The organism is Pseudomonas sp. C7.1 (genome assembly GCF_056312395.1).
On sequence record NZ_JBWDTL010000003.1, the window covers coordinates 287,631 to 306,636 of the forward strand.

17 protein-coding genes are annotated in these 19,006 nt (G+C 62.2%); 7 read left to right on the forward strand and 10 right to left on the reverse strand.

Annotated elements, in window-relative coordinates:
* The first annotated feature begins 55 nt into the window (after nt 1-55).
* Together AC0T4W_RS04630 and AC0T4W_RS04635 are read left to right on the forward strand one after the other, a co-directional pair.
* Nucleotides 56-2,548 (forward strand): circularly permuted type 2 ATP-grasp protein, encoded by a 2,493-nt coding sequence (locus AC0T4W_RS04630; protein ID WP_476316759.1) that lies wholly within the window; start codon nt 56-58, stop codon nt 2,546-2,548.
* Complete coding sequence (locus AC0T4W_RS04635; RefSeq protein ID WP_476316762.1) at nt 2,545-3,441, forward strand: transglutaminase family protein; 897 nt, start codon at nt 2,545-2,547, stop codon at nt 3,439-3,441. Before AC0T4W_RS04630 ends, AC0T4W_RS04635 begins: the two co-directional genes overlap by 4 nt.
* Here AC0T4W_RS04635 and AC0T4W_RS04640 read toward each other — a convergent pair.
* The 7 genes from AC0T4W_RS04640 to AC0T4W_RS04670 form a co-directional block, all read right to left on the reverse strand.
* A complete protein-coding gene (locus tag AC0T4W_RS04640; RefSeq protein ID WP_476316764.1) occupies nt 3,438-4,379 on the reverse strand; it encodes a DUF808 domain-containing protein in 942 nt (313 codons plus the stop codon). The genes AC0T4W_RS04635 and AC0T4W_RS04640 overlap by 4 nt on opposite strands.
* A gap of 862 nt (nt 4,380-5,241) precedes the next feature.
* Entirely contained in the window at nt 5,242-6,153 is a 912-nt protein-coding gene (locus AC0T4W_RS04645; protein WP_476316767.1) for a glycerophosphodiester phosphodiesterase family protein, read from the reverse strand.
* A gap of 400 nt (nt 6,154-6,553) precedes the next feature.
* A complete protein-coding gene (locus AC0T4W_RS04650; RefSeq protein WP_476316769.1) occupies nt 6,554-7,126 on the reverse strand; it encodes a HupE/UreJ family protein in 573 nt (190 codons plus the stop codon).
* Between the two features lie 85 nt (nt 7,127-7,211).
* Entirely contained in the window at nt 7,212-7,826 is a 615-nt protein-coding gene (ureG, locus tag AC0T4W_RS04655; RefSeq protein ID WP_476316772.1) for an urease accessory protein UreG, read from the reverse strand.
* 144 nt (nt 7,827-7,970) lie between these two features.
* A complete protein-coding gene (locus tag AC0T4W_RS04660; protein ID WP_476316775.1) occupies nt 7,971-8,645 on the reverse strand; it encodes an urease accessory protein UreF in 675 nt (224 codons plus the stop codon).
* Complete coding sequence (gene ureE / locus AC0T4W_RS04665; RefSeq protein ID WP_476316778.1) at nt 8,642-9,142, reverse strand: urease accessory protein UreE; 501 nt, start codon at nt 9,140-9,142, stop codon at nt 8,642-8,644. Before ureE ends, AC0T4W_RS04660 begins: the two co-directional genes overlap by 4 nt.
* 163 nt (nt 9,143-9,305) lie before the next feature.
* Complete coding sequence (locus AC0T4W_RS04670; RefSeq protein WP_476323459.1) at nt 9,306-9,896, reverse strand: TetR family transcriptional regulator; 591 nt, start codon at nt 9,894-9,896, stop codon at nt 9,306-9,308.
* 213 nt (nt 9,897-10,109) lie between these two features.
* Here AC0T4W_RS04670 and AC0T4W_RS04675 point away from each other — a divergent pair, with 213 nt between their 5' ends.
* Together AC0T4W_RS04675 and AC0T4W_RS04680 are read left to right on the forward strand one after the other, a co-directional pair.
* Nucleotides 10,110-11,231, forward strand: coding sequence for a ferredoxin reductase (locus AC0T4W_RS04675; RefSeq protein WP_476316781.1), 1,122 nt, complete (start codon nt 10,110-10,112; stop codon nt 11,229-11,231).
* Nucleotides 11,232-11,248: 17 nt separating this feature from the next.
* Nucleotides 11,249-12,337 carry a fatty acid desaturase family protein gene (locus AC0T4W_RS04680; RefSeq protein WP_476316784.1) on the forward strand — a complete coding sequence of 363 codons (1,089 nt, stop codon included), beginning with the start codon at nt 11,249-11,251 and terminating at the stop codon, nt 12,335-12,337.
* 82 nt (nt 12,338-12,419) lie between these two features.
* Here AC0T4W_RS04680 and AC0T4W_RS04685 read toward each other — a convergent pair whose 3' ends face one another.
* Nucleotides 12,420-13,148, reverse strand: a complete 729-nt coding sequence (locus AC0T4W_RS04685) for a class I SAM-dependent methyltransferase (RefSeq protein ID WP_476316787.1) — start codon at nt 13,146-13,148, stop codon at nt 12,420-12,422.
* A gap of 122 nt (nt 13,149-13,270) precedes the next feature.
* Between AC0T4W_RS04685 and AC0T4W_RS04690 the strand changes: the two genes are divergently transcribed.
* The gene (locus AC0T4W_RS04690) at nt 13,271-14,161 is read left to right on the forward strand and encodes an esterase/lipase family protein (RefSeq protein ID WP_476316790.1); all 891 of its coding nucleotides are present in this window, start codon (nt 13,271-13,273) and stop codon (nt 14,159-14,161) included.
* 163 nt (nt 14,162-14,324) lie between these two features.
* On the opposite strand, the gene AC0T4W_RS04695 is transcribed toward AC0T4W_RS04690, so the two are convergent.
* Together AC0T4W_RS04695 and AC0T4W_RS04700 are read right to left on the reverse strand one after the other, a co-directional pair.
* Nucleotides 14,325-14,657 (reverse strand): Rieske (2Fe-2S) protein, encoded by a 333-nt coding sequence (locus AC0T4W_RS04695; protein ID WP_476316793.1) that lies wholly within the window; start codon nt 14,655-14,657, stop codon nt 14,325-14,327.
* 126 nt (nt 14,658-14,783) lie between these two features.
* The gene (locus AC0T4W_RS04700) at nt 14,784-17,066 is read right to left on the reverse strand and encodes a TonB-dependent hemoglobin/transferrin/lactoferrin family receptor (RefSeq protein WP_476316796.1); all 2,283 of its coding nucleotides are present in this window, start codon (nt 17,064-17,066) and stop codon (nt 14,784-14,786) included.
* Nucleotides 17,067-17,196: 130 nt separating this feature from the next.
* Between AC0T4W_RS04700 and AC0T4W_RS04705 the strand changes: the two genes are divergently transcribed.
* Nucleotides 17,197-17,913 (forward strand): energy transducer TonB, encoded by a 717-nt coding sequence (locus AC0T4W_RS04705; protein ID WP_476316798.1) that lies wholly within the window; start codon nt 17,197-17,199, stop codon nt 17,911-17,913.
* A gap of 21 nt (nt 17,914-17,934) precedes the next feature.
* On the forward strand, nt 17,935-19,005 hold the full coding sequence (locus tag AC0T4W_RS04710; RefSeq protein WP_476316801.1) for a hemin-degrading factor: 1,071 nt from the start codon (nt 17,935-17,937) through the stop codon (nt 19,003-19,005).
* Nucleotide 19,006: the final 1 nt, after the last annotated feature.

The following is a 19,006-nucleotide window of genomic DNA, read 5'->3' on the forward strand; positions in this document are numbered from 1 at the left end:
GAGGGGAGCGTAAAGCCGTATTGCCTTGCCTTGCCTTGCCACTGCCGAGCCTGCCATGCCCGACCTGCTTGCCGACTATCCCCTGACCTGCGGGGCTTACCACGAACTGCTCGACGCCGAGGGACAGGTGCGTCCGCACTGGCGTCTGTTGCTCGAGCGTTTGCAACGCAGCAGTCCGGCGCAACTGGCCCAGCGCCAGGCGCTGCTGGCGCGGCAAATTCAGGAAAACGGCGTGACTTACAACGTTTACGCCGACCCCGATGGCGCCGACCGGCCATGGGAACTGGACCTGCTGCCCAACCTGATTCCGGCCGAAGAGTGGCAGCAGATCGCTGCTGGTGTGGCCCAGCGCGCAGGTCTGCTCAATGCCGTGCTGGCCGACCTGTATGGCCCGCAACAACTGTTGGCCGACGGGCTGTTGCCGGCCGAGCTGGTGTTTGGCCACACCAACTACTTATGGCCCTGCCAGGGCGTGCAACCGCCCGGCGGCACCTACCTGCATCTGTATGCGGTGGACCTGGCCCGCGCCCCGGATGGCCGATGGTGGGTCACCGCCGACCGCACCCAGGCCCCGTCTGGCGCCGGTTATGCCCTGGAAAACCGGCAGATTGTCTCCCGCGCATTTCCCGAGCTGTACCGCGATCTGCGTGTGCGATACCTGACCGGCTTCTTCCGTACGCTGCAGGACACTTTGGCGCGTCAGGCCCCGGCTGACGGGGAAACGCCGCTGGTGGTGCTGCTGACGCCTGGTCGCTTTAACGAGAGCTATTTCGAGCACCTTTATCTGGCGCGTCAGCTCGGCTACCCGCTGGTGGAAGGCAGCGACCTGACCGTGCGCGATGCCAAGGTCTACCTCAAGACCCTCGCCGGCCTGCGCCGTGTGCATGCGGTGTTGCGCCGTCTGGATGATGATTTCTGCGACCCGCTGGAGCTGCGCACCGACTCGGCCCTTGGCGTGCCTGGCCTGCTCGAAGCGGTGCGCCAGGGCAATGTGCTGGTGGCCAATGCCTTGGGCAGTGGCGTGCTGGAATCCCCAGGCCTGCCGGGCTTTCTCCCAGCTATTGCGGAAAAACTGTTGGGCGAAGAATTGCTGCTGCCAAGCATCGCCAGTTGGTGGTGCGGCGAGCCGCCGGTGCTGGACAAAGCCCTGGAGCAGCTGGATGAGCTGCTGGTGCGCGCTAGCTTCCCCTCGCAGAGTTTTGCCCCGGTGTTTGGCCGTGATCTGGACGAGGCGCAGCGCGCAGAGCTGGCCGAACGCCTCAAGGCGCGGCCTTACGCCTATGTGGCTCAGGCACGGGCCAAGCTGTCGCAGGCGCCGGTCTGGCAGCCCGAGGAAGGCCAACTGGCACCACGCGCCATCGGCATGCGGGTGTTTGCCGTGGCCAGCGCCGAGGGCTATCGGGTTATGCCCGGCGGCCTGACCCGGGTAGCTGCCGAAGCCGATGCCGAAGTGGTGTCGATGCAGCGTGGTGGCGCCAGCAAGGACACCTGGGTACTTGGTGAGCGGCATGTCGGTGGTGAGCCCTGGCAATGGTTGCGTCCGCTGGGTGTGGCCGATCTGGTGCGCAGTGACCCCTATCTGCCTTCGCGGGTGGTGGAAAACCTCTACTGGTTTGGCCGCTACAGCGAACGCTGCGAAGACCATGCGCGGTTGCTACGCATCATGCTGGCGCGCTACGTGGATGACGATGATGACCCCCAGGCCCTGCAAACGGCCCTGGGCCTGGCCGAAAGCCTGGGCCTGTTGGCTGATGCGGAGAGTGGCGAGCTGCACGCACGCCTGCTCGAAGCGCTGCTTGGCGAGGATTGGCCGGACAGCCTGCGCGGCAACCTGCAGCGCTTGCAGTGGGTGGCGGGCAGCGTGCGCGGCAAGCTGTCCCAAGCCAACTGGCAGGCCCTGCTGGAGCTGCAACGCGAGGCTCAAGGCCTGGATGCCGAGCAGGCCGATTTCGGCGAATTGCTGGATTTTCTCGACCGTCTGCTGCTGTCGCTGGCGGCGCTGTCGGGCTTTGCCCTGGATGATATGACCCGTGATGATGGTTGGCGTTTTCTGATGATCGGCCGCTGCATCGAGCGCCTACAGTTCCTCTGCGACAGCCTGGCGAACTTCCTGCGTAGCGACGCCACAAATGATCAGTCGGCGCTGGAGTGGCTGCTGGAGCTGGGCAACAGCAGCATCACCTACCGCACCCGTTACCTGGCCTCGGCGCAGCTGATTCCGGTGCTCGACTTGCTGCTGCTGGACGAGCAGAACCCGCACGCCGTGCTGTTTCAGGTGCGCACCCTGCTGCGCTCGTTGTCACGTCTGGGCGAGCACTTCGAATTGCCCAGTGAGCGTCGGCTGAAACACCTGGAAGGGCGACTGGCGCGCTTTGGCCTCGGCAGCCTGGAGAACCCCTTGTTCGGCTCGACCAGTGTGCAAGAGGTGCTGGGCGGCCTGGCAGGCTTGCTGGAAAAAATCAGCCAGGCCAGTGCGGAAATTTCTGATCGCTTAGGCTTGCGCTTCTTTGTGCATGTCGATGCCAGCCAGCGGACGCAATCCTCATGAGTAGCGCCTGCTACCAGATTCTCCACGACACCCATTACCGCTACGCCAGCCCGGTGTCCCTGGCCCAGCAGCTGGCCCATCTGTGGCCGCGCGCGTGTTCCTGGCAGCGCAAACACCAGCAGCAGTTGCTGGTCAGTCCGCAGCCCTGCAGGCGCCAGGATGCCTTGGATGTGTTCGGCAACCCGCTGACCCGTCTGGTATTCGAGCGCCCACATGACGAACTCAAGGTCAGCGCCCGTCTGCAGGTCGAGGTGCTGGTGCGCCCAGAGCTGGATCTGCACGCCTCGCCGCCCTGGGAGCAGGCCTGCACGGCACTGCGCTACAGCGGTCAGGCGCTGCTGCCCGGGGTGCTGGAGGCCACGCGCTTTCGCTTCGAATCGCCCTATGTGCACCTCAAGCAGAGGTTCGCGGCCTACGCGGCGGATTGCTTCAGCCCCGGCCGGCCGTTACTGGCAGCGGTGGATGGCTTGATGCAGAAAATTTATCAGGAGTTCAGCTTCGATGCCGCCGCCACCCAGGTGGCGACACCGTTGTTGCAGGTGCTGGAGGAACGTCGCGGCGTGTGTCAGGACTTCGCCCACCTGATGCTTGCCTGCCTGCGCTCCATGGGGCTTTCGGCGCGCTATATCAGTGGCTACCTGCTGACCCAGCCACCGCCCGGACAGCCCCGGTTGATCGGTGCGGATGCCTCGCACGCCTGGATCTCGGTGTTCTGCCCGCAGCAGGGCTGGGTGGATTTTGACCCAACCAACAATATCCGCCCGGCCCTGGAACATATCACCCTGGCCTGGGGCCGCGATTTTGCCGATGTCTCACCGCTGCGCGGAGTGATTCTCGGCGGCGGCAGCCACGACCCCGAGGTGCAGGTGACGGTGCTGCCGCTGGCGGGTTAGTTTTTTAGAGCCTTCCAAGCGCGGGTGGCCAGGCTAACCAGCAGCAAAGCCACGGCCCCGGCGATGATCCCGGCGATGGCATTTAGCAGGGTTGGCAGCAAGGCCGCGAGCAGGCCGCTGCTGGCCGCCACGCTCTGCGCTAACTGATCGATCCACACCTGCGCGGCATGTACGCCGTGGGTGAGGATGCCGCCGCCGACCATAAACATGGCGGCGGTGCCGAGAATCGACAGGGTTTTCATCATGTACGGTGCGGTGAACAGGATGCCGCGACCGATGCTGCGTTGCAGGCGGCTGCCCAAGCCTTCGCCGCTGCGCTGGTTAAGGTACAGGCCGGCATCGTCCAGCTTGACGATACCCGCCACTAGGCCATAAACCCCTACCGTCATAATGATGGCAATACCCGAAAGTACCGCGACTTGCTTGCCGAAGCTGGCCAGGGCCACGGTGCCGAGGGTGATGGCGATGATTTCCGCCGAGAGGATAAAGTCGGTGCGGATCGCGCCTTTGATCTTGTCCTTCTCGAACGCCAGCATGTCCACTTCAGGGTCGGCCACGGCGTTCAGCAGTTCTTTATGCTGCGCCTGCTCCTCGGGCTTGCTGTGGAGGAACTTGTGCGCCAGCTTCTCGAAGCCCTCGTAGCAGAGAAAGGCGCCGCCAAACATCAGCAGCGGCGTGACCGCCCAGGGCGCGAAGGCGCTGATCAGCAGGGCGGCCGGCACCAGAATCAGCTTGTTCTTGAATGAGCCCTTGGCCACCGCCCATACCACCGGCAGCTCCCGCTCGGCGCGTACGCCGCTGACCTGCTGGGCATTCAGCGCCAGGTCGTCGCCGAGCACGCCGGCGGTTTTCTTGGCGGCGACCTTGGTCATTAACGCCACGTCGTCGAGGACGGCGGCAATATCATCAAGCAGGGTTAACAGGCTAGCGCCGGCCATGCGGGTGATTCCTTTCTAGGGTTCGTGGGACGAATCGCCCTGCAGAGCTGTAGACAGGCCTGTAAGCGATAGTGCGCGGATTTATACGTGAGTCAGCACGCATCAGCCATAGGCGGCAAACCTAGATTTGTCGCATTCCACTAAAAATCGGCTCGGCAGCTCAGTCGCTGCTATTGCCGCAAGACCCACTGGCGCCACTGGCATAAGCGGCAAGCAGGCTGCGTAACAGGTCATTGCAAGGCATGGGCGTATCTCCTGAGTAAGTACAGTGACGTTACCCCAGTGCCTGGCGACTGGGCTGTTGATTATTTCGATAGGGCTTATAGCCTGCCGCTGTGCTGGGGTTATGCACAGCCCTTGCGACGCTGCACGATTAGTTGTGCACAAAGACTGTGGAGCGAGCTGTGGATAAGGTGGGCGTAGGCGCTTGTAGGCTTAGTCGTACGGCTCTTTACGGTCGTTGTGCGCTTTTTGATCAGTCGGTTATATATCGTATAAACAACAGCTTAGCCTGGTTATTCAGGGGGTTATAGGGTAGCGCTGAAGTTGTCCACGGCTACTGTGGGTAGAGCTGTTGATAACTCTGGTATGCCTGGCTGGGAGGCTTGTAAAGCGTGGCTCTGCGCGATTTGATCGATTTTTGAACAGTGTGCCGCTGCCTTGAAATACGTCATTTGCAGCGCTCCGAGTCAAGCAATAATCACGTCATTTCAAGGGTTTACTGCAATGCCACGGCGCGCGGTGGATAACTTATCCCAGATTGCTGTGGAGTGATCTGTGGATAAGCTGCGCACGCTTGCGTTGAGGCCACGGGGGGCGTGGTCTCAACGCCTTAGGTTGTTTTTTATACAAAGCGGGATGTTCAGTCTGCTAAGGCGCTAATTTGCGTCGAGCGCCCTAACACCTGCAGGGCGCGGTCCGGGTAGTCGGTGATCAGCGCATGGGCGCCCTGGTCGAGCAGGCGACGCATGTCCGGCTGTTCGTTGATGGTCCATAGCTGCACGCTCAGCCCGCGTTGCGTGGCGGTTTTGAGCAGGCTTGGGCTGGCAACGCGCAGGTCACCGTGGGCTTCGGGAATTTGCAGCGCCTGGTAGGACGGCGACAGCAGGCTGCCCAGGCCGACCCAGTTGAGCGCCACCAGCAGGCGTACCGAGCCAGGGCCGGCGGATGTGGCTACGCCCGGGCATTGTTCGCGGAACAATTGCAGGCTGCGGTCATAGAAGCTGCCGACTATCACCCGGTCGCGTTGCTGGTGCGCCTCAAGGGCATCACACAGCAGGGCTTCCATGCCGACATCCGGTACCTTGATCTCAATCACTTTGGGGATACTGGGGAATCGTTCGAGCACCTCGGCAAAGTTCGGGATGCGCACGCCCTGGCCACGGTAGGGGTAGCTTTGGTCGCCATCGGCGCTCCAGCGGTAGCCGGCGTCCAGTGCTTGCAGCTGCGCAAGGCTAAGCGCGGAAACCGGGCCTTCGCCATCGGTGGTGCGTTCCAGGGTGCGGTCGTGGATGACCACCAGCTCGCCATCACTGGACAGCTGCAGGTCCATCTCCAGCATGTCCACGCCCAGGGTGCTGGCGCGCTCGAAGGCAAACAGGCTGTTCTCCGGCCACAGGCCCTTGCCTCCACGGTGGGCAATCACCAGCGGTTGCTCGGCAAAGCTGCTGAGCACCGCCGACGGTTGGGCCGGCTTGCTGGTCAGGGCCAGGACGCCGAGAGCGATGGCCAGCAGCAACAGTGGAACAGAGAGAAAGCGGGCAACGCGCAGCATGGTCAGAGTCCGGGGCAGGCAAGTGGTGGGAGGTGTTGATACGCCTCGACTATGACAAAGGCGCTGTCACTGAGCGAGAGGCAAAATGCGCCAGTCCTGAGGCCATCTACGCCAGGTGAAAAGCACTTTTTAGTAGATCCTATTTGCATGTGCATGTGCATGTGCATGTGCATGTGCAAGGTCTACAGCCTCGTAGGGTGGACATGCCGAAGGCTTGTCCACCTTCCGGATAGCAGTGGCGGACAAGGCTGCGCCATGTCCTCCCTACCAACGAACACCCCGTAGCCCGGATGAAATCCGGGAGCAGAGCTGGCTTCGGTAAACCAGCCCAGGATTGCATCCGGATCTACAGGGTGTTGCGCTCAGAGGTGGACGCTTGCCATCCACCCGAGTCAGCGACTTAGCCTGCCAGCAACCAGGCACCGGTTACTGCCGAGGCAGCGCCGAGTACGCGTACTAGCGGTGCCGCAGCCTGCGGCAACAGGCGTACCAGGGCATAGCCGCTGGCGTGCAGGGCGGCGGTAGCAACTACGAAACCTGCGGCATAGCCCCATGGGCTGGCCAGCGCCGGCAGTTCCAGGCCGTGGGCAACGCCGTGGGTCAGGGCGAACAACGCGGTTAGGGCGATGGAGATAACCATCGGCAAGCGAATGGCCACGGCGACCAGCAGGCCGAAGGCCAATACCGAGGCGGCGATGCCAGTTTCCATCAGCGGAATCTGCAGGCCGTTAAAGCCGAGCACGCCGCCAATCAGCATGGTGCCAACAAAGGTCAGCGGCAGCGCCCAGCGAGCCGCGCCGGATTGCTGCGCGGCCCACAGGCCAACGGCGAGCATGGCCAAGAGGTGATCGAGGCCGAACACCGGGTGCGCCAGGCCGGCCAGCAGGCCTGAGTGGTCGTGGCCAGCGTGGGCGAAGGCCACGGCCGGGCTGAGGAATAGGGCGATGGCGAATAGGGATTTGCGCAGGTTCATGGGGTGATGCTCCTTTGATAAATGGTGGGGATGGATCGTCCCTCACCCCCGGCCCCTCTCCCGGAGGGAGAGGGGAGGAGTTGGTTCAGGCCGCGGTGAGCATGCCGTGTCGTTCGATAAAGGCGATGATCTGATCCAGGCCCTGACCGATCTTCTGGTTGCTGAACACGAAGGGCTTGTCGCCGCGCATCTTCAGGGTGTCGCGCTCCATCACTTCCAGAGACGCGCCGACCAGGGGGGCTAGGTCGATTTTGTTGATCACCAGTAGGTCGGACTTGCAGATGCCCGGCCCGCCCTTGCGCGGCAGCTTGTCGCCTGCTGACACGTCGATCACATAGATGGTCAGGTCTGACAGCTCTGGGCTGAAGGTGGCCGAGAGGTTGTCACCGCCGGACTCGACGATGATCAGGTCCAGGCCCGGAAAGCGCCGATTGAGCTGATCGACTGCTTCCAGATTGATCGAAGCGTCCTCGCGGATGGCCGTGTGTGGGCAGCCGCCGGTTTCCACGCCGATAATCCGCTCCGGCGCCAGGGCCTCGTTGCGCACCAGAAACTGCGCGTCTTCCTGGGTGTAGATATCGTTGGTCACCACTGCCAGGTTGTAGCGCTCGCGCAGGGCCAGGCACAGGGCCAGGGTCAGGGCGGTCTTGCCGGAGCCGACCGGGCCACCGATGCCGATACGCAGGGGTTGGCTTTTCATAGCGTTATCTCACTCCCATCTTCACTTGAGTGTCGACCGAGGCATTGCTGCGGGCGACTGAATCGATTTATGTAGGAGCGGGCCATGCCCGCGAAAGCTGATCGCGGGCATGGAACTAGGTGTCGCCCCGCTCCTACAGGTTTTCTATGACCTGAATAAACGGCTGTATTGGCGCTCGTGCGCCATGCTCGCCAGGGCCAGACCGAAGGCGGCGCTGCCCCAGTGTTGCGGTTGCAGTTCACTGGCCTGACGCTGCGCCTGATCGAGCAGTGGCAGCAGTTGCGAGGTCAGACGTTGGGCGGCTTGCTGGCCCAGCGGCAGGGTTTTCATCAGCACCGCCAGCTGGTTTTCCAGCCAGCCCCAGAGCCAGGCGGCCAGGGCATCCTCTGGCTCGATCAGCCAGGCGCGGGCTGCCAAAGCCCAGCCAACGGCCAGGCCGGGTTCGTCCAGTGCGCTAAACAGCTGCTGCGCCGGCTGATCCAGCTCCGGCAAGCCGCTCAGCAGTTGCTGCAGGGAGTAACCCATCTGCCGGCTTTCCAGGCGCAGCTCGCGGGTTTCGCGGCTGGCGCGTTGCTGCTCGGCCAGGCTGCGCAACTGCGCCCAGTCCTCGCTCGCGGCGGCCTGGCAATGGGCGAGCAGTAGCGGTGCCTCGAAGCGCGCCAAGTTGAGCAGCAGTTGATCGGCAATCCAGCGTTCGGCGCTTTCTGCGTTATCGACAAGACCCTGTTCCACGGCCATTTCCAGGCCTTGGGAGTAGCTATAGCCGCCAATCGGCAGCTGCGGGCTAGCGAGCCGGAGTAGCTGCCAAGCTTTATTCACTTGCGCGCACCGAATTGATGCAAACGCGGTGCGTAACTGAATTCGGCATCGCCGGCATGGGAGTGGTGATGGCCACCGCCGTAAGCGCCCTGCTCGGGTTGGTAGGGCGCTTGGATCAGCTGCACCGTCGCGCCAAGCTGTTCGAGCATGGCCTTGAGCACATAGTCGTCCGGCAGGCGCAGCCAGCCATCGCCGAGCTGCAGGGCTACATGACGGTTACCCAGGTGATAGGCGGCGCGCATCAGTTCGAAAGGATTGGCGCAGGTGACGTGCAGCAGCGGCTCGGGGCGGGCGACGACGCGCACGATACGGCCGTCTTCGGCGTGCAGGCACTCACCGTCGTGCAGGGCCGGTTGGCCGCGTTCGAGAAACAGGCCGACATCCTCACCCGTACGGCTGAAGCAGCGCAGGCGGCTTTTGCTGCGGGCCTCGAAGCTCAGTTCAAGTTCGGCGTCCCAGTGCGGCTGGGCGGCAATACGGCGGTGGATCACCAACATGGGGCAGTTTCCGGCAGGGCAATGCCGGTTACAGAGCAAGTGCCTTGCCAAACTGCCGTTGTGCCACGCAGAGCGGGCTGCGTGGGTGTGGTGTGGCTGAAGTTGAAGCGTGAAGAGGTTTGCTTTGGTGCGTGCGCTGGGTTTATGCGCACTTTTGGTGCGGCTAGTCGCGAGTTTGGCCGAGACCCTGCCAGTGTTTGGCACCAATAAAGATAAAGCGCAGTTGCTCGATCATCTTCACCTCGGGGGAAGCGTGCATCGGCAGGGTCGGGGCAGGTGGGTCGATCAGTTCGGGCAGGGTGGCGAATACGGTTTTTACCACCAGGTCTGCAATCACGTTCTGCGCCGGGGCATCGAAGTGCTGCAGTTTCGGCATGGTCGCCAGATCCGCCACCAGGTCGGCGGTAATGCGTTCGCGCAATGCGCCGACAGCTTGGCGCACCAGTAACGAGCCGCCGTACTGCTCGCGGGCGAGAAACAGAAACTGCGAACGGTTGGCCGCCACGGCGTCGAGGAAGATGCGCACCGAGGCGTCGATCACGCCGCCGACTTCAAATTCGTGATGGCGGACCTGGCGAATGGTTTCGCGGAATGTCTCGCCGACTTCGGCAATCAGAGCCAGGCCGAGGGCGTCCATATCGTCGAAGTGCCGATAGAAGCCGGTCGGCACAATGCCGGCGCAGCGCGCCACCTCGCGCAGGCTCAAGCTGCCAAAGCCACGGCCGCTGTCCATCAGGCTGCGCGCGGCGTCCATCAGGGCGTGGCGGGTCTGCAGTTTTTGTTCGGCGCGCGGTTGTAGTGGTTTCAAGCGTGCATGGCCCTGCATTGCGTAATCAGCGCCGCACTTTAACAAATGGCCGTTGTTTACGTCGAACCGCGCTTGCGCTGCGTTACTTGAGTGCACGAGTGTTGACTGGATAAACATGCTCTGCCAGTCTAGTGCACAATCGTACACTGGAGTCTTGTCATGGTCCTTCTTCCTTTTGCCTGGGTGCGTGGGCTTGCACGCCTGCTTTATCCGCTGCGCGTGCTGGTCGTCCATGGTTGGTTGCGGGAAAGCGATGTCGATGCCGGGCTGGCGCTGCTGCACCCGGCGCTGCGGCTGAATCGGGTATTTGCCCGGGTGACCCAACGCCAGTGGGTGGCCGATGACATGCTTGAACTGACTCTGCGCGCCAACGGCAACGGCAACTGGCGCGGCGCGCAGCCGGGCCAGCATTTGCAGCTGTATCTCGAACGCGATGGCGTGCGCCTGAGCCGCAGTTACAGCCTGACGGCGGTGCATAAGGATGGCCGCCTGCAGATCGCTATCAAGCATCAGGCGGGTGGGCGCGTATCGCCCTATCTGCTGGAGCATTTGGCGGTGGGCGATGTGCTGGAGCTGGGCCCGGTATATGGCGAACTGAGCTGGCCCGAGGCGTCACAGGGCGTGCTGCTGCTGGCTGCGGGCAGTGGCATCACGCCGTTGTTGGGCATGCTGCGCGCTGCTCTGAGTCAAGGCTTCAGTGCGCCGATCACGCTGCTGCATTATGTGCGCGAAAAGGGTCAGCGCGGTTTTGCTGCCGAGTTGCAGGCCCTGCAGGAGCAGCACGACAATCTGCAGGTGCGCTGGTCATTGACCGCCGGCGATGCTGAGCCGGATGGTTTTTCGGGACGATTTACTGATGAGCATCTGGCCGAAGTTGCGCAGCTAGACCAGCGCCGCGTGCTGGCCTGCGGCCCGGCAGGGTTTGTCGCCCAGGTACAGCAGTGGTGGCAGGCCGCTAGCTTGCCGGGTGCGCTACAGGTCGAGGCCTTTACTGCGCCCGTACTGCGCGCCGACGTCAGCCTGCGTCAGGTACGTTTGGGGTTTGCCCGCAGCCATCAACACGCCATTGCCAATAACCAGCACAGCTTGTTGGAGCAGGCCGAGGCGCAGGGCCTGCAGCCGGCTCACGGCTGTCGCCAGGGCATCTGCGCCAGCTGCACTTGCACCTTGCTGAGCGGCACGGTGCGCGATCTGCGCAGCGGCCTGCTCTTCAGCGAGCCGGGGCAGCCGATCCGCTTGTGTGTTAGCGCGCCCCATAGCGACGTAGAAATTGACCTTTAACGTGCGAGGGAATCCCCATGCGTGGTGATCGCGAACTGTCCGTAGATGAAATGAACGCCTTCGGCAATGAGCTGGATGCCCTGCGCCAGCGCACCCTGGCCGATCTGGGTGAGGTGGATGCACGCTATATCCGCCGCATACGCGCGGCGGTGCGCTTTTGTTGCTGGAGCGGACGTGGGCTGCTGATGCTCGGCTGGTTTCCGCCGACCTGGCTGCTTGGCACGCTACTGTTGGGCCTGGGCAAGATTCTCGAGAATATGGAGCTGGGCCATAACGTGATGCACGGCCAGTACGACTGGATGAATGACCCCGAATTTGCCGGGCGCAGCTATGAGTGGGATATCGCCGGGCCCAGTGACTTCTGGCGGCACACCCACAACCATGTGCACCACACCTGGACCAATGTGCTGGGCATGGACGATGACATTGGTTATGGCGTGGTGCGGCTGTTTCCCGAGCAGCGCTGGAAGCCGTTCTACCGCTGGCAGCCGCTGTGGGTGACGATTCAGGCGGTGCTGTTCCAGTACTCGGTGGCCATCCAGCATCTGCGCCTGGACAAGGTCTACAAGGGCAAGCTGAGCAAGGCCGAAGTGCGCCCGCTGATCAAGCAGTTCAACGGCAAAATCCTGCGGCAATGGGTTAAGGATTACCTGTTCTTCCCATTGCTGGCGCTGTTGATCGGGGCCAATGCTCTAGCGGTGCTGGCTGGTAATCTCGTGGCCAACCTGATCCGCAATCTATGGACCTTCACGGTGATCTTCTGCGGTCACTTTACCGAGCAGGCGGCGGTGTTCAGCAAGGAGTCGGTAGTCGGCGAGAGCCGTGGTCATTGGTATCTGCGTCAACTGCGCGGTTCCAGCAACCTCAACGGTGGGCCGCTGTTTCATATCCTCACCGGCAACCTTAGCCACCAGATCGAGCACCACCTGTTCCCCGATCTGCCGGCGCGGCGCTATGCGGCGTTGGCCGTGGAGGTGCGCGAGATCGCCGAGCGTTATGGCCAGGTCTATAACAACGGCAGTTTGTGGCGGCAGTTCAGCACGGTGCTTAAGCGAATCTGGATCTATCGTCGGCCACCCGCAGCCCCTCTGCCGGCCAGCGCATAAAAGCACGCCGTAGCCCGGATGCAATCCGGGGGATTTGCGGCGCGACATCGAGCACTCCCCGGATTGCATCCGGGCTACAAGATCAGCGGGTGAACACGCACGTCAGATAGCGGTTGCTAAAGCCGTAGCGCAGCATCGAGTACAGCCGGCTAAACAGGTACAGAGGATGTTTGCGGTAGTACAGCAGCACGGCATTGCCGACCCCCTCGCTGCGGTGCTGTTTGTGCTTATCGGCCTGTTTCGAGAATAAACCTTTGAACTGCCACCACTGAATCTGCTCCAAGTGCTGGCGCGCATATAGGCCCTGCTGGCGGAACAGTGCATAAAAGCTGCGTTTACTAAAGTCATGCAGGTGGTGGGGGTTGCCGTCCAGGGTCGGAGTGATCGGCACCGAGGCGATAACTTTGCCGCCTTCAGCCAGTAAACGCGCATAGTTGCCCAGCAGTTGTTGCGGGCGCGGCAGATGCTCGATGGTTTCCAGGCTGACGATGCAATCGAAACCCTGGTCGCCGCTGAATTGTTCGGCATCGGCACATTCATAACGCAGGTTGGCCAGTTGGTAATGCTCGCGGGCATAGGCGATGGCTGCCGGGTCGATGTCCACCCCGGTAACCTGCATATGCGGGTTGCGTTCTGCCAGTAGCGCCGTGCCGTAGCCGCAGCCGCAGGCCATATCCAGCACGCGCTGGCCGCTTAAGTGCTCGGCGGCAAATTCATAGCGCTGCATATGAATCTGTAGGCTGGCCTGGTCGTCCAGGTTTTGCGGGTTGAGATCTTTCGGGTAAATCCGTTCGATGGTATGCATGGTCATGGCAGCGCAAAGAGAAGCCGGGACTATATGTCAGGCGGCCCACTTTTCCCACGAGCTGTATTTGGCATGCTTTGTGGTTCTGCACTTTCTTTCTCGGCGGTATGACACAAGGATGGTTTGCTATGTCGACATCTTCTGCACCCCGTTATCCCCTGGTCCTGGTGCCAGGTTTACTGGGCTTTATCAGCCTGCTCGGTTACCCCTACTGGTATGGCATCGTCACGGCGCTGCGCCGCATCGGTGCAAAAGTCTTCCCGGTACTGGTGTCTTCGGTGCATTCCACCGAGGTGCGCGGCGAGCAACTGCTGCTGCGCATCGCCGATGTGTTGCAGCAAACCGGTGCCGAAAAGGTGCACCTGATAGGCCACAGCCAGGGCGCGCTGACGGCGCGCTATGCGGCGGCGCTAAAACCTGAGTGGGTGGCCTCGGTTACCTCGGTGGCTGGGCCCAACCATGGTTCGGAGCTGGCAGATTTTCTCAAGCGCAAAGCCCCGCACGGCAGCCTGCGTGAGCGCATTTTGAGTGCCTTGTTACGTAGTGTGGCCCGCTGCATGGCCTGGCTGGAGCGCGGTTACAAAGGCGAGCCGCTACCGATGGATGTGGCTGCGGCGCAGCAATCACTGACCAGCGACGGCGTGGCGGCCTTCAATCTGCAATATCCACAGGGCTTGCCCGAAGTCTGGGGTGGTGAGGGGGCGGCCGAGGTCAATGGCGTGCGCTATTACTCCTGGTCCGGCACCCTTCAGCCGGGTATCACTAACAAAGGTGGCAACCGCTTCGATGGGCCGAATGTCGCTTGCCGGATGTTTGCCAAGACCTTTCAGCGCGAGCCTGGGCAATGCGATGGCATGGTCGGGCGCTATAGCTCGCACCTGGGCACGGTGATCGGTGATCAGTACCCGCTGGACCACTTCGATATCATCAATCAGACCTTTGGCCTGGTTGGCAAAGGTGCCGAGCCGGTAAAGCTGTTTGTTGAGCATGCGCAGCGCTTACAGGCGGCAGGGCTCTAATGCCGGCGTTGCCGGCGATTCGCACGCATGGCGTGCTCCTACAGGTTTGCGACAGCTCGTAGGATGGGTTGAGCTTGCGATACCCATGCTGTCGCTTGAAATAACGCTCATTGATGGGTATCGCTGTGCTCAACCCACGCGGCCCGACCCATCTTAAAAAGGCTTATTCCAATAGTTCGGCAAAATCGACCCAGATGCTCTGATCATCTTCGCAAATGGCAATTATCTGCAGCGATTGCCCGGCGCAGGGACCGGCGACGCATTCGCCGGACTCGATCAAAAACAGCGCGCCATGGGTGGCGCATTGGATCAGGCTGGCGCTGACATCGAGAAACTGGTCGGGCAGCCATTCCAGCGGGATGCCACGGTGCGGGCAGCGGTTGCGATAGGCATACAGCTGGCCGTCTTTGCGCACGGCAAACAGCTTCTCTCCCGCTATCTCAAAGCCCCGGCTCTGGCCTTCGGCCACTTCATCCGGCGCACATAAACGCAACATAGGAACCTCCCCGACAGGCCGGCATTATGCCGCCCTGGCGCGGAAGTGAAAGAGGAGGGCGCATCCTTGCGCCAAGTGGAACTCGGTTTCGCGGCTCGTTAAGGGCGCGCTAAAAATACTAATCGGTCAGATTTCCCAGACCAGATTGACCGCCGCATGCCGGCCCGGCTGGCTATAACGGCTGATGCCCGCATCATCGCTGGCGCGGCCGCGTACATCACCCCATTGCCAGTACTGCTTGTCGGTGAGGTTGTATAGGCCGGCATTGACTGAGAACTGCTCATTGAGCTGCCACCAGGCATTCAGGTCGAGGATGCCGTAGCCGGAGCTGCGGAACTGCTCGTTGATACGTGTTGCGGTTGCTTCGCTGCGGTCGATGCGCTCTTTGGCGGCTACTAGGGTCCAGTTCAGCTCGCCGCCAAAACGGCCGCTGGGTTCGCGATAGCCGAGGCCCAATACGCCCTTGAGCGGGTCGATACTGTTGAGTGGCTGCTTCTTACCTTTGTCCTGGCCATGGGCGTAGGCGGCGCTGGCCTGGGCGTAGGTACCGCTGGGTAGGCCCAACTGATCCAGATACAGCTCGCCTTTGAGTTCGGCGCCGCGGATATCAACCCGATCCAGGTTGACGCTCTGGAAGGTCAGCAGTGGGTCGCTGGCCACTGTGGTCTGTTCGATAAAGTCCTTATACCGGTTGTAGAACAGGCTGGCGCTAAAGCTGCCCAAGGCGTACTGCCCGCGCAGGCCTGCTTCCAGGCTCTGGCTGGTTTCCGGCTTGAGGCTGGTGTTGGCGATGGTCTGATAGCCATGGGCCGGGTTGCTGAACTCACCGAAGATATCCACTGCCTCGGGCGCGCGGAAACCCGCTGCGTATTGGCCGAACAGGCTGTGGGCGGAGTCCAGCTGGTAGGTCACGCCGAATTTCGGTGACCAGGCGCTATCGCTGAAGCTGGGAGGGTTGGGCTCGGTGCGGTTGGCGTTGAGATATTCAGTGGTGGCCTTGGGCTTGATCTTGTAGTGGTCGTAACGCAGGCCCGGTAGCAGGCTCCAGCGACCGATCTCGATACTGTCCTGGACGAACAGCGCGCTGTGTTGACTGGTGGGGTCGGGGAAATCACTTAAGGGGAAGTTCTCCGGGTTGACGAAGGCGGTGCCGGTTACCCGGTTGACCTCGCTGCCCCGGCGCAGGTTGCTGCTCTTGCTGCGCTTGAGGTCGAGGCCGTAGATCAGCTCATGGTTCCAGTCGCCAAACTGCAGGTCCTTGCCCAGAGCCAGATTGAAGGCCCAGAGGTCTTCTTCGTAGCGTGAGTCGCGCTCACGTTTGCGCAGAGTGGCAGCGGGTGGCGGCGGCAGAGTTGGGGCACCCATGGAGGTCCAGACTGTGCGCTGCTGCAGGGTCTGCTGGCGGGTTTCGGTGCTTTGTTGGCTCAGCTGCCAGTCCAGGCGGTCAGCCATCAGGCTGTCTAGGGTCACTTGATGGCTGAGAGTAAAGCGCTCACGCTCAGTGCTGTCGTCGGCCCAGGAATCGCTAATTAGGCTGTTGCTGCGCATCACAGGTCCGATGGCCGTGCTGCTCAATACGCTCTCCTCGTTGCGCAGGCGGCCGTCGGCATTGTCCTTGTAACGCTCATAAGCTAGTTGCAGGCGACTGCCGTCGGCATAGTCCCAGCCGATCTTGGCCAGCAGATTGTCGGTCTGGAAGTCCAGCGGGTTGCTCTGCTCGCGCCCTGCGCCCTGGCCGCCGCGACCGCCATAGCTGTCTATTGCCTGGCCGCTACGCCGACCCAGGTTAAGTAGGCCATCCACCTGGCCGAGTCGGGCGGCAAAGGTGGCGCTGCGTTGCCAGCTGTCATCACTGCCGTCGTAGCCGGTCTTGAGGCGCGCGTAGGCGTCGTTGCCTTCATCGAGATAGTCGCGTGCCTCCTTGGTCAGAAAACTCACCGCGCCGCCGATGGCGTTGCTGCCGTACAGCGAGCTGGCCGGGCCGCGAATGATCTCCACTTGCCTGATGGTGTCGAGGTCGACGTAGTTGCGCTGGGCACTCTGAAATGGGCCGAAGCTGAAGGCGTCGGATACCCCAACGCCGTCCACCTGGGTGAGCACCCGATTACCCCCGATGCCACGGATGCTGAAGCCGGACAGGCCGAAACGGCTACCGCTGCCGCTAACTGAAACGCCAGGTTCATGGCGCACCAGGTCCTTGATGTTCTTCATGGCTTTTTGATCGATATCGCGCTCGCTGTGTACCGAGACGGTGCTGGGCACCTGATCAAGGGTTTGCTCGGTACGGGTAGCCGTGACGGTCACCGTGTCGAACTGGTTTGGCGCTTTCTCTGCGCCAAGGGCCAGCGATGGGCTCAGGAGCAGCAGGGCAAGCCAGGGGCGGCGGGCGAATGGAGGACTTCTGTGCATGGGGACTCCAGGGTCGTTCAGGTGGCTTCTCTGGCCACCGGGTTGGCATCGGCGGCAAAGCTAAACGACATTGACACGCTAATGCAAATAATTATCAAATAGATTTAATTCGATTTGACTGGGTAATTGCATGTTGCGTTTGTCGCTGTTTCTGCTGCTGTCGCTGGGGCTGCATGCCGCCGGTTGGCTGCTGCATGGCGGGGCGCAATTGCCTGCATTGAGTGCGACGCAAACCCGTGAAGCGCCCCAGGTATTACGCCTGGCTGCCGTGCTGCAACAGGCCGAGCCGGCGCCGGTCAAACTGCCTGAGCAACCGCAACCGCAACCGCAACCGCAACCGCAACCGCAACGCCAGGTGGTAGCCCCTAGAAAGGCGCCAGCACCTAAGCCTGTCGCGCAGCCGCCAGTGGCCAAGGCAAAGCCTGCGGTGGTTGCACAGCCAACTCAAAGCCAGCCCGCACCAGCACTGCCAGCCAATGCAATAAGCCCGCCTGCAGCGGTGGTTGCGTCAGCCCCGACCGCGCCCGCCAAACCGGTTGCCGTGCAGCCGGCCGCTGAAGTGCTCAGCACGAAACCGAGCTTTCGTGAGCCGCCACGCCAGCCTAATTACCCGTCTCAGGCGCGGCGGCGTAATCAGCAGGGTGTGGTGCTGGTCGAGGTGCGCCTGGATGCGCGCGGCCAGCAGCGCAGCCTGAATGTGCTGCGCTCCTCGGGCGTTGACAGCCTTGATCGCGCTGCCCTGGAGGCTGTTGCCAAGTGGCGTTTTAACCCTGAAAGAACAGGCGGCCAGGCCGTGCCTAGCCGTGTACAGATCCCTATTCAGTTCGCTTTGACGGCGAGCCGTTGATTAACCAGTGAGGAGTTTTCCATGAGTACACACGCCCAGCCTGTCGCGACCACTAATGATCTGTATCTGGCCTGGCAGGTGCTACGCAGCGAGCAGCCACGCCTGCGCGCCCGCGATGCCGCCGAGCGTCTGGCCGTCAGTGAGGCCGAACTGGTGGCCAGTCGTCTTGATGTCGATGCTGTGCGCCTGCAGCCAGATTGGGCGCAGTTACTGCCGGCACTCGGCGAACTGGGTTATGTCATGGCGCTGACCCGCAACGAGCATTGCGTCCACGAGCGCAAGGGCTATTACCGCGAGGTAACGGTGACCGGCAATGGGCAGATGGGGCTGGTGGTGTCTGCCGATATCGACCTGCGCCTGTTCCTCGGCGGCTGGGCCAGTGTGTTTGCCATTGAAGAGCAGACTGGCAAAGGCACCCAGCGCAGCATTCAGGTGTTCGACCGCCAGGGCACTGCGGTGCACAAGGTATTCCTTACCGAAGACAGCCAACTAAGCGCCTGGGCACCTCTGCTGGAGCGTTTGCGTATGGTTGAGCAGAGCGTTGAGTTGGAGCTGTTACCGCTGCCCCAGGCGCAGCCGACGCAAGCCGATGCCCAGGTGGATGTGAATGCCCTGCGCGTGGGCTGGTCGACCCTCAAGGACACTCACCACTTCTTCGCCCTGCTGAAAAAGCACGGTACTACACGCACCCAGGCACTGCGCCTGGCCGGCCGCGAATGGGCCGAACCAGTGGATGTGCGCGAGCTGCCGAAACTGCTGGAGCAGGCCGGTGCGCGTGAAGTGCCGATCATGGTGTTTGTCGGCAACCGCCACTGCATCCAGATTCACTCCGGCCCGGTACGCAATCTGCGCTGGATGGATAGCTGGTTCAACGTGCTCGACCCCGAGTTCAATCTGCATCTGCAGACCACTGGCGTGACCGAGCTGTGGCGGGTGCGCAAGCCCAGCACTGATGGCGTGATTACCAGTTGGGAAGCCTTCGATGCCAATGGCGAGCTGGTGGTGCAGCTGTTCGGTGCGCGCAAGCCGGGCATCCCCGAGCGTGAAGACTGGCGTGCCCTGGCCGAAAGCGCGCCAGCGCTGGAGTGCTGAG

What these genes read in the sequence shown, in the direction of transcription:
- AC0T4W_RS04695 (WP_476316793.1), bottom strand. Translation starts at nt 14,657, where the DNA reads ATGTTGCGTTTATGTGCGCCGGATGAAGTGGCCGAAGGCCAGAGCCGG.
- AC0T4W_RS04700 (WP_476316796.1), bottom strand. Translation starts at nt 17,066, where the DNA reads ATGCACAGAAGTCCTCCATTCGCCCGCCGCCCCTGGCTTGCCCTGCTG.
- AC0T4W_RS04690 (WP_476316790.1), top strand. Translation starts at nt 13,271, where the DNA reads ATGTCGACATCTTCTGCACCCCGTTATCCCCTGGTCCTGGTGCCAGGT.
- AC0T4W_RS04645 (WP_476316767.1), bottom strand. Translation starts at nt 6,153, where the DNA reads ATGCTGCGCGTTGCCCGCTTTCTCTCTGTTCCACTGTTGCTGCTGGCC.
- AC0T4W_RS04710 (WP_476316801.1), top strand. Translation starts at nt 17,935, where the DNA reads ATGAGTACACACGCCCAGCCTGTCGCGACCACTAATGATCTGTATCTG.
- AC0T4W_RS04680 (WP_476316784.1), top strand. Translation starts at nt 11,249, where the DNA reads ATGCGTGGTGATCGCGAACTGTCCGTAGATGAAATGAACGCCTTCGGC.
- ureE (WP_476316778.1), bottom strand. Translation starts at nt 9,142, where the DNA reads ATGTTGGTGATCCACCGCCGTATTGCCGCCCAGCCGCACTGGGACGCC.
- ureG (WP_476316772.1), bottom strand. Translation starts at nt 7,826, where the DNA reads ATGAAAAGCCAACCCCTGCGTATCGGCATCGGTGGCCCGGTCGGCTCC.
- AC0T4W_RS04705 (WP_476316798.1), top strand. Translation starts at nt 17,197, where the DNA reads ATGTTGCGTTTGTCGCTGTTTCTGCTGCTGTCGCTGGGGCTGCATGCC.
- AC0T4W_RS04630 (WP_476316759.1), top strand. Translation starts at nt 56, where the DNA reads ATGCCCGACCTGCTTGCCGACTATCCCCTGACCTGCGGGGCTTACCAC.
- AC0T4W_RS04640 (WP_476316764.1), bottom strand. Translation starts at nt 4,379, where the DNA reads ATGGCCGGCGCTAGCCTGTTAACCCTGCTTGATGATATTGCCGCCGTC.
- AC0T4W_RS04670 (WP_476323459.1), bottom strand. Translation starts at nt 9,896, where the DNA reads ATGGACGCCGCGCGCAGCCTGATGGACAGCGGCCGTGGCTTTGGCAGC.
- AC0T4W_RS04650 (WP_476316769.1), bottom strand. Translation starts at nt 7,126, where the DNA reads ATGAACCTGCGCAAATCCCTATTCGCCATCGCCCTATTCCTCAGCCCG.
- AC0T4W_RS04635 (WP_476316762.1), top strand. Translation starts at nt 2,545, where the DNA reads ATGAGTAGCGCCTGCTACCAGATTCTCCACGACACCCATTACCGCTAC.
- AC0T4W_RS04675 (WP_476316781.1), top strand. Translation starts at nt 10,110, where the DNA reads ATGGTCCTTCTTCCTTTTGCCTGGGTGCGTGGGCTTGCACGCCTGCTT.
- AC0T4W_RS04685 (WP_476316787.1), bottom strand. Translation starts at nt 13,148, where the DNA reads ATGACCATGCATACCATCGAACGGATTTACCCGAAAGATCTCAACCCG.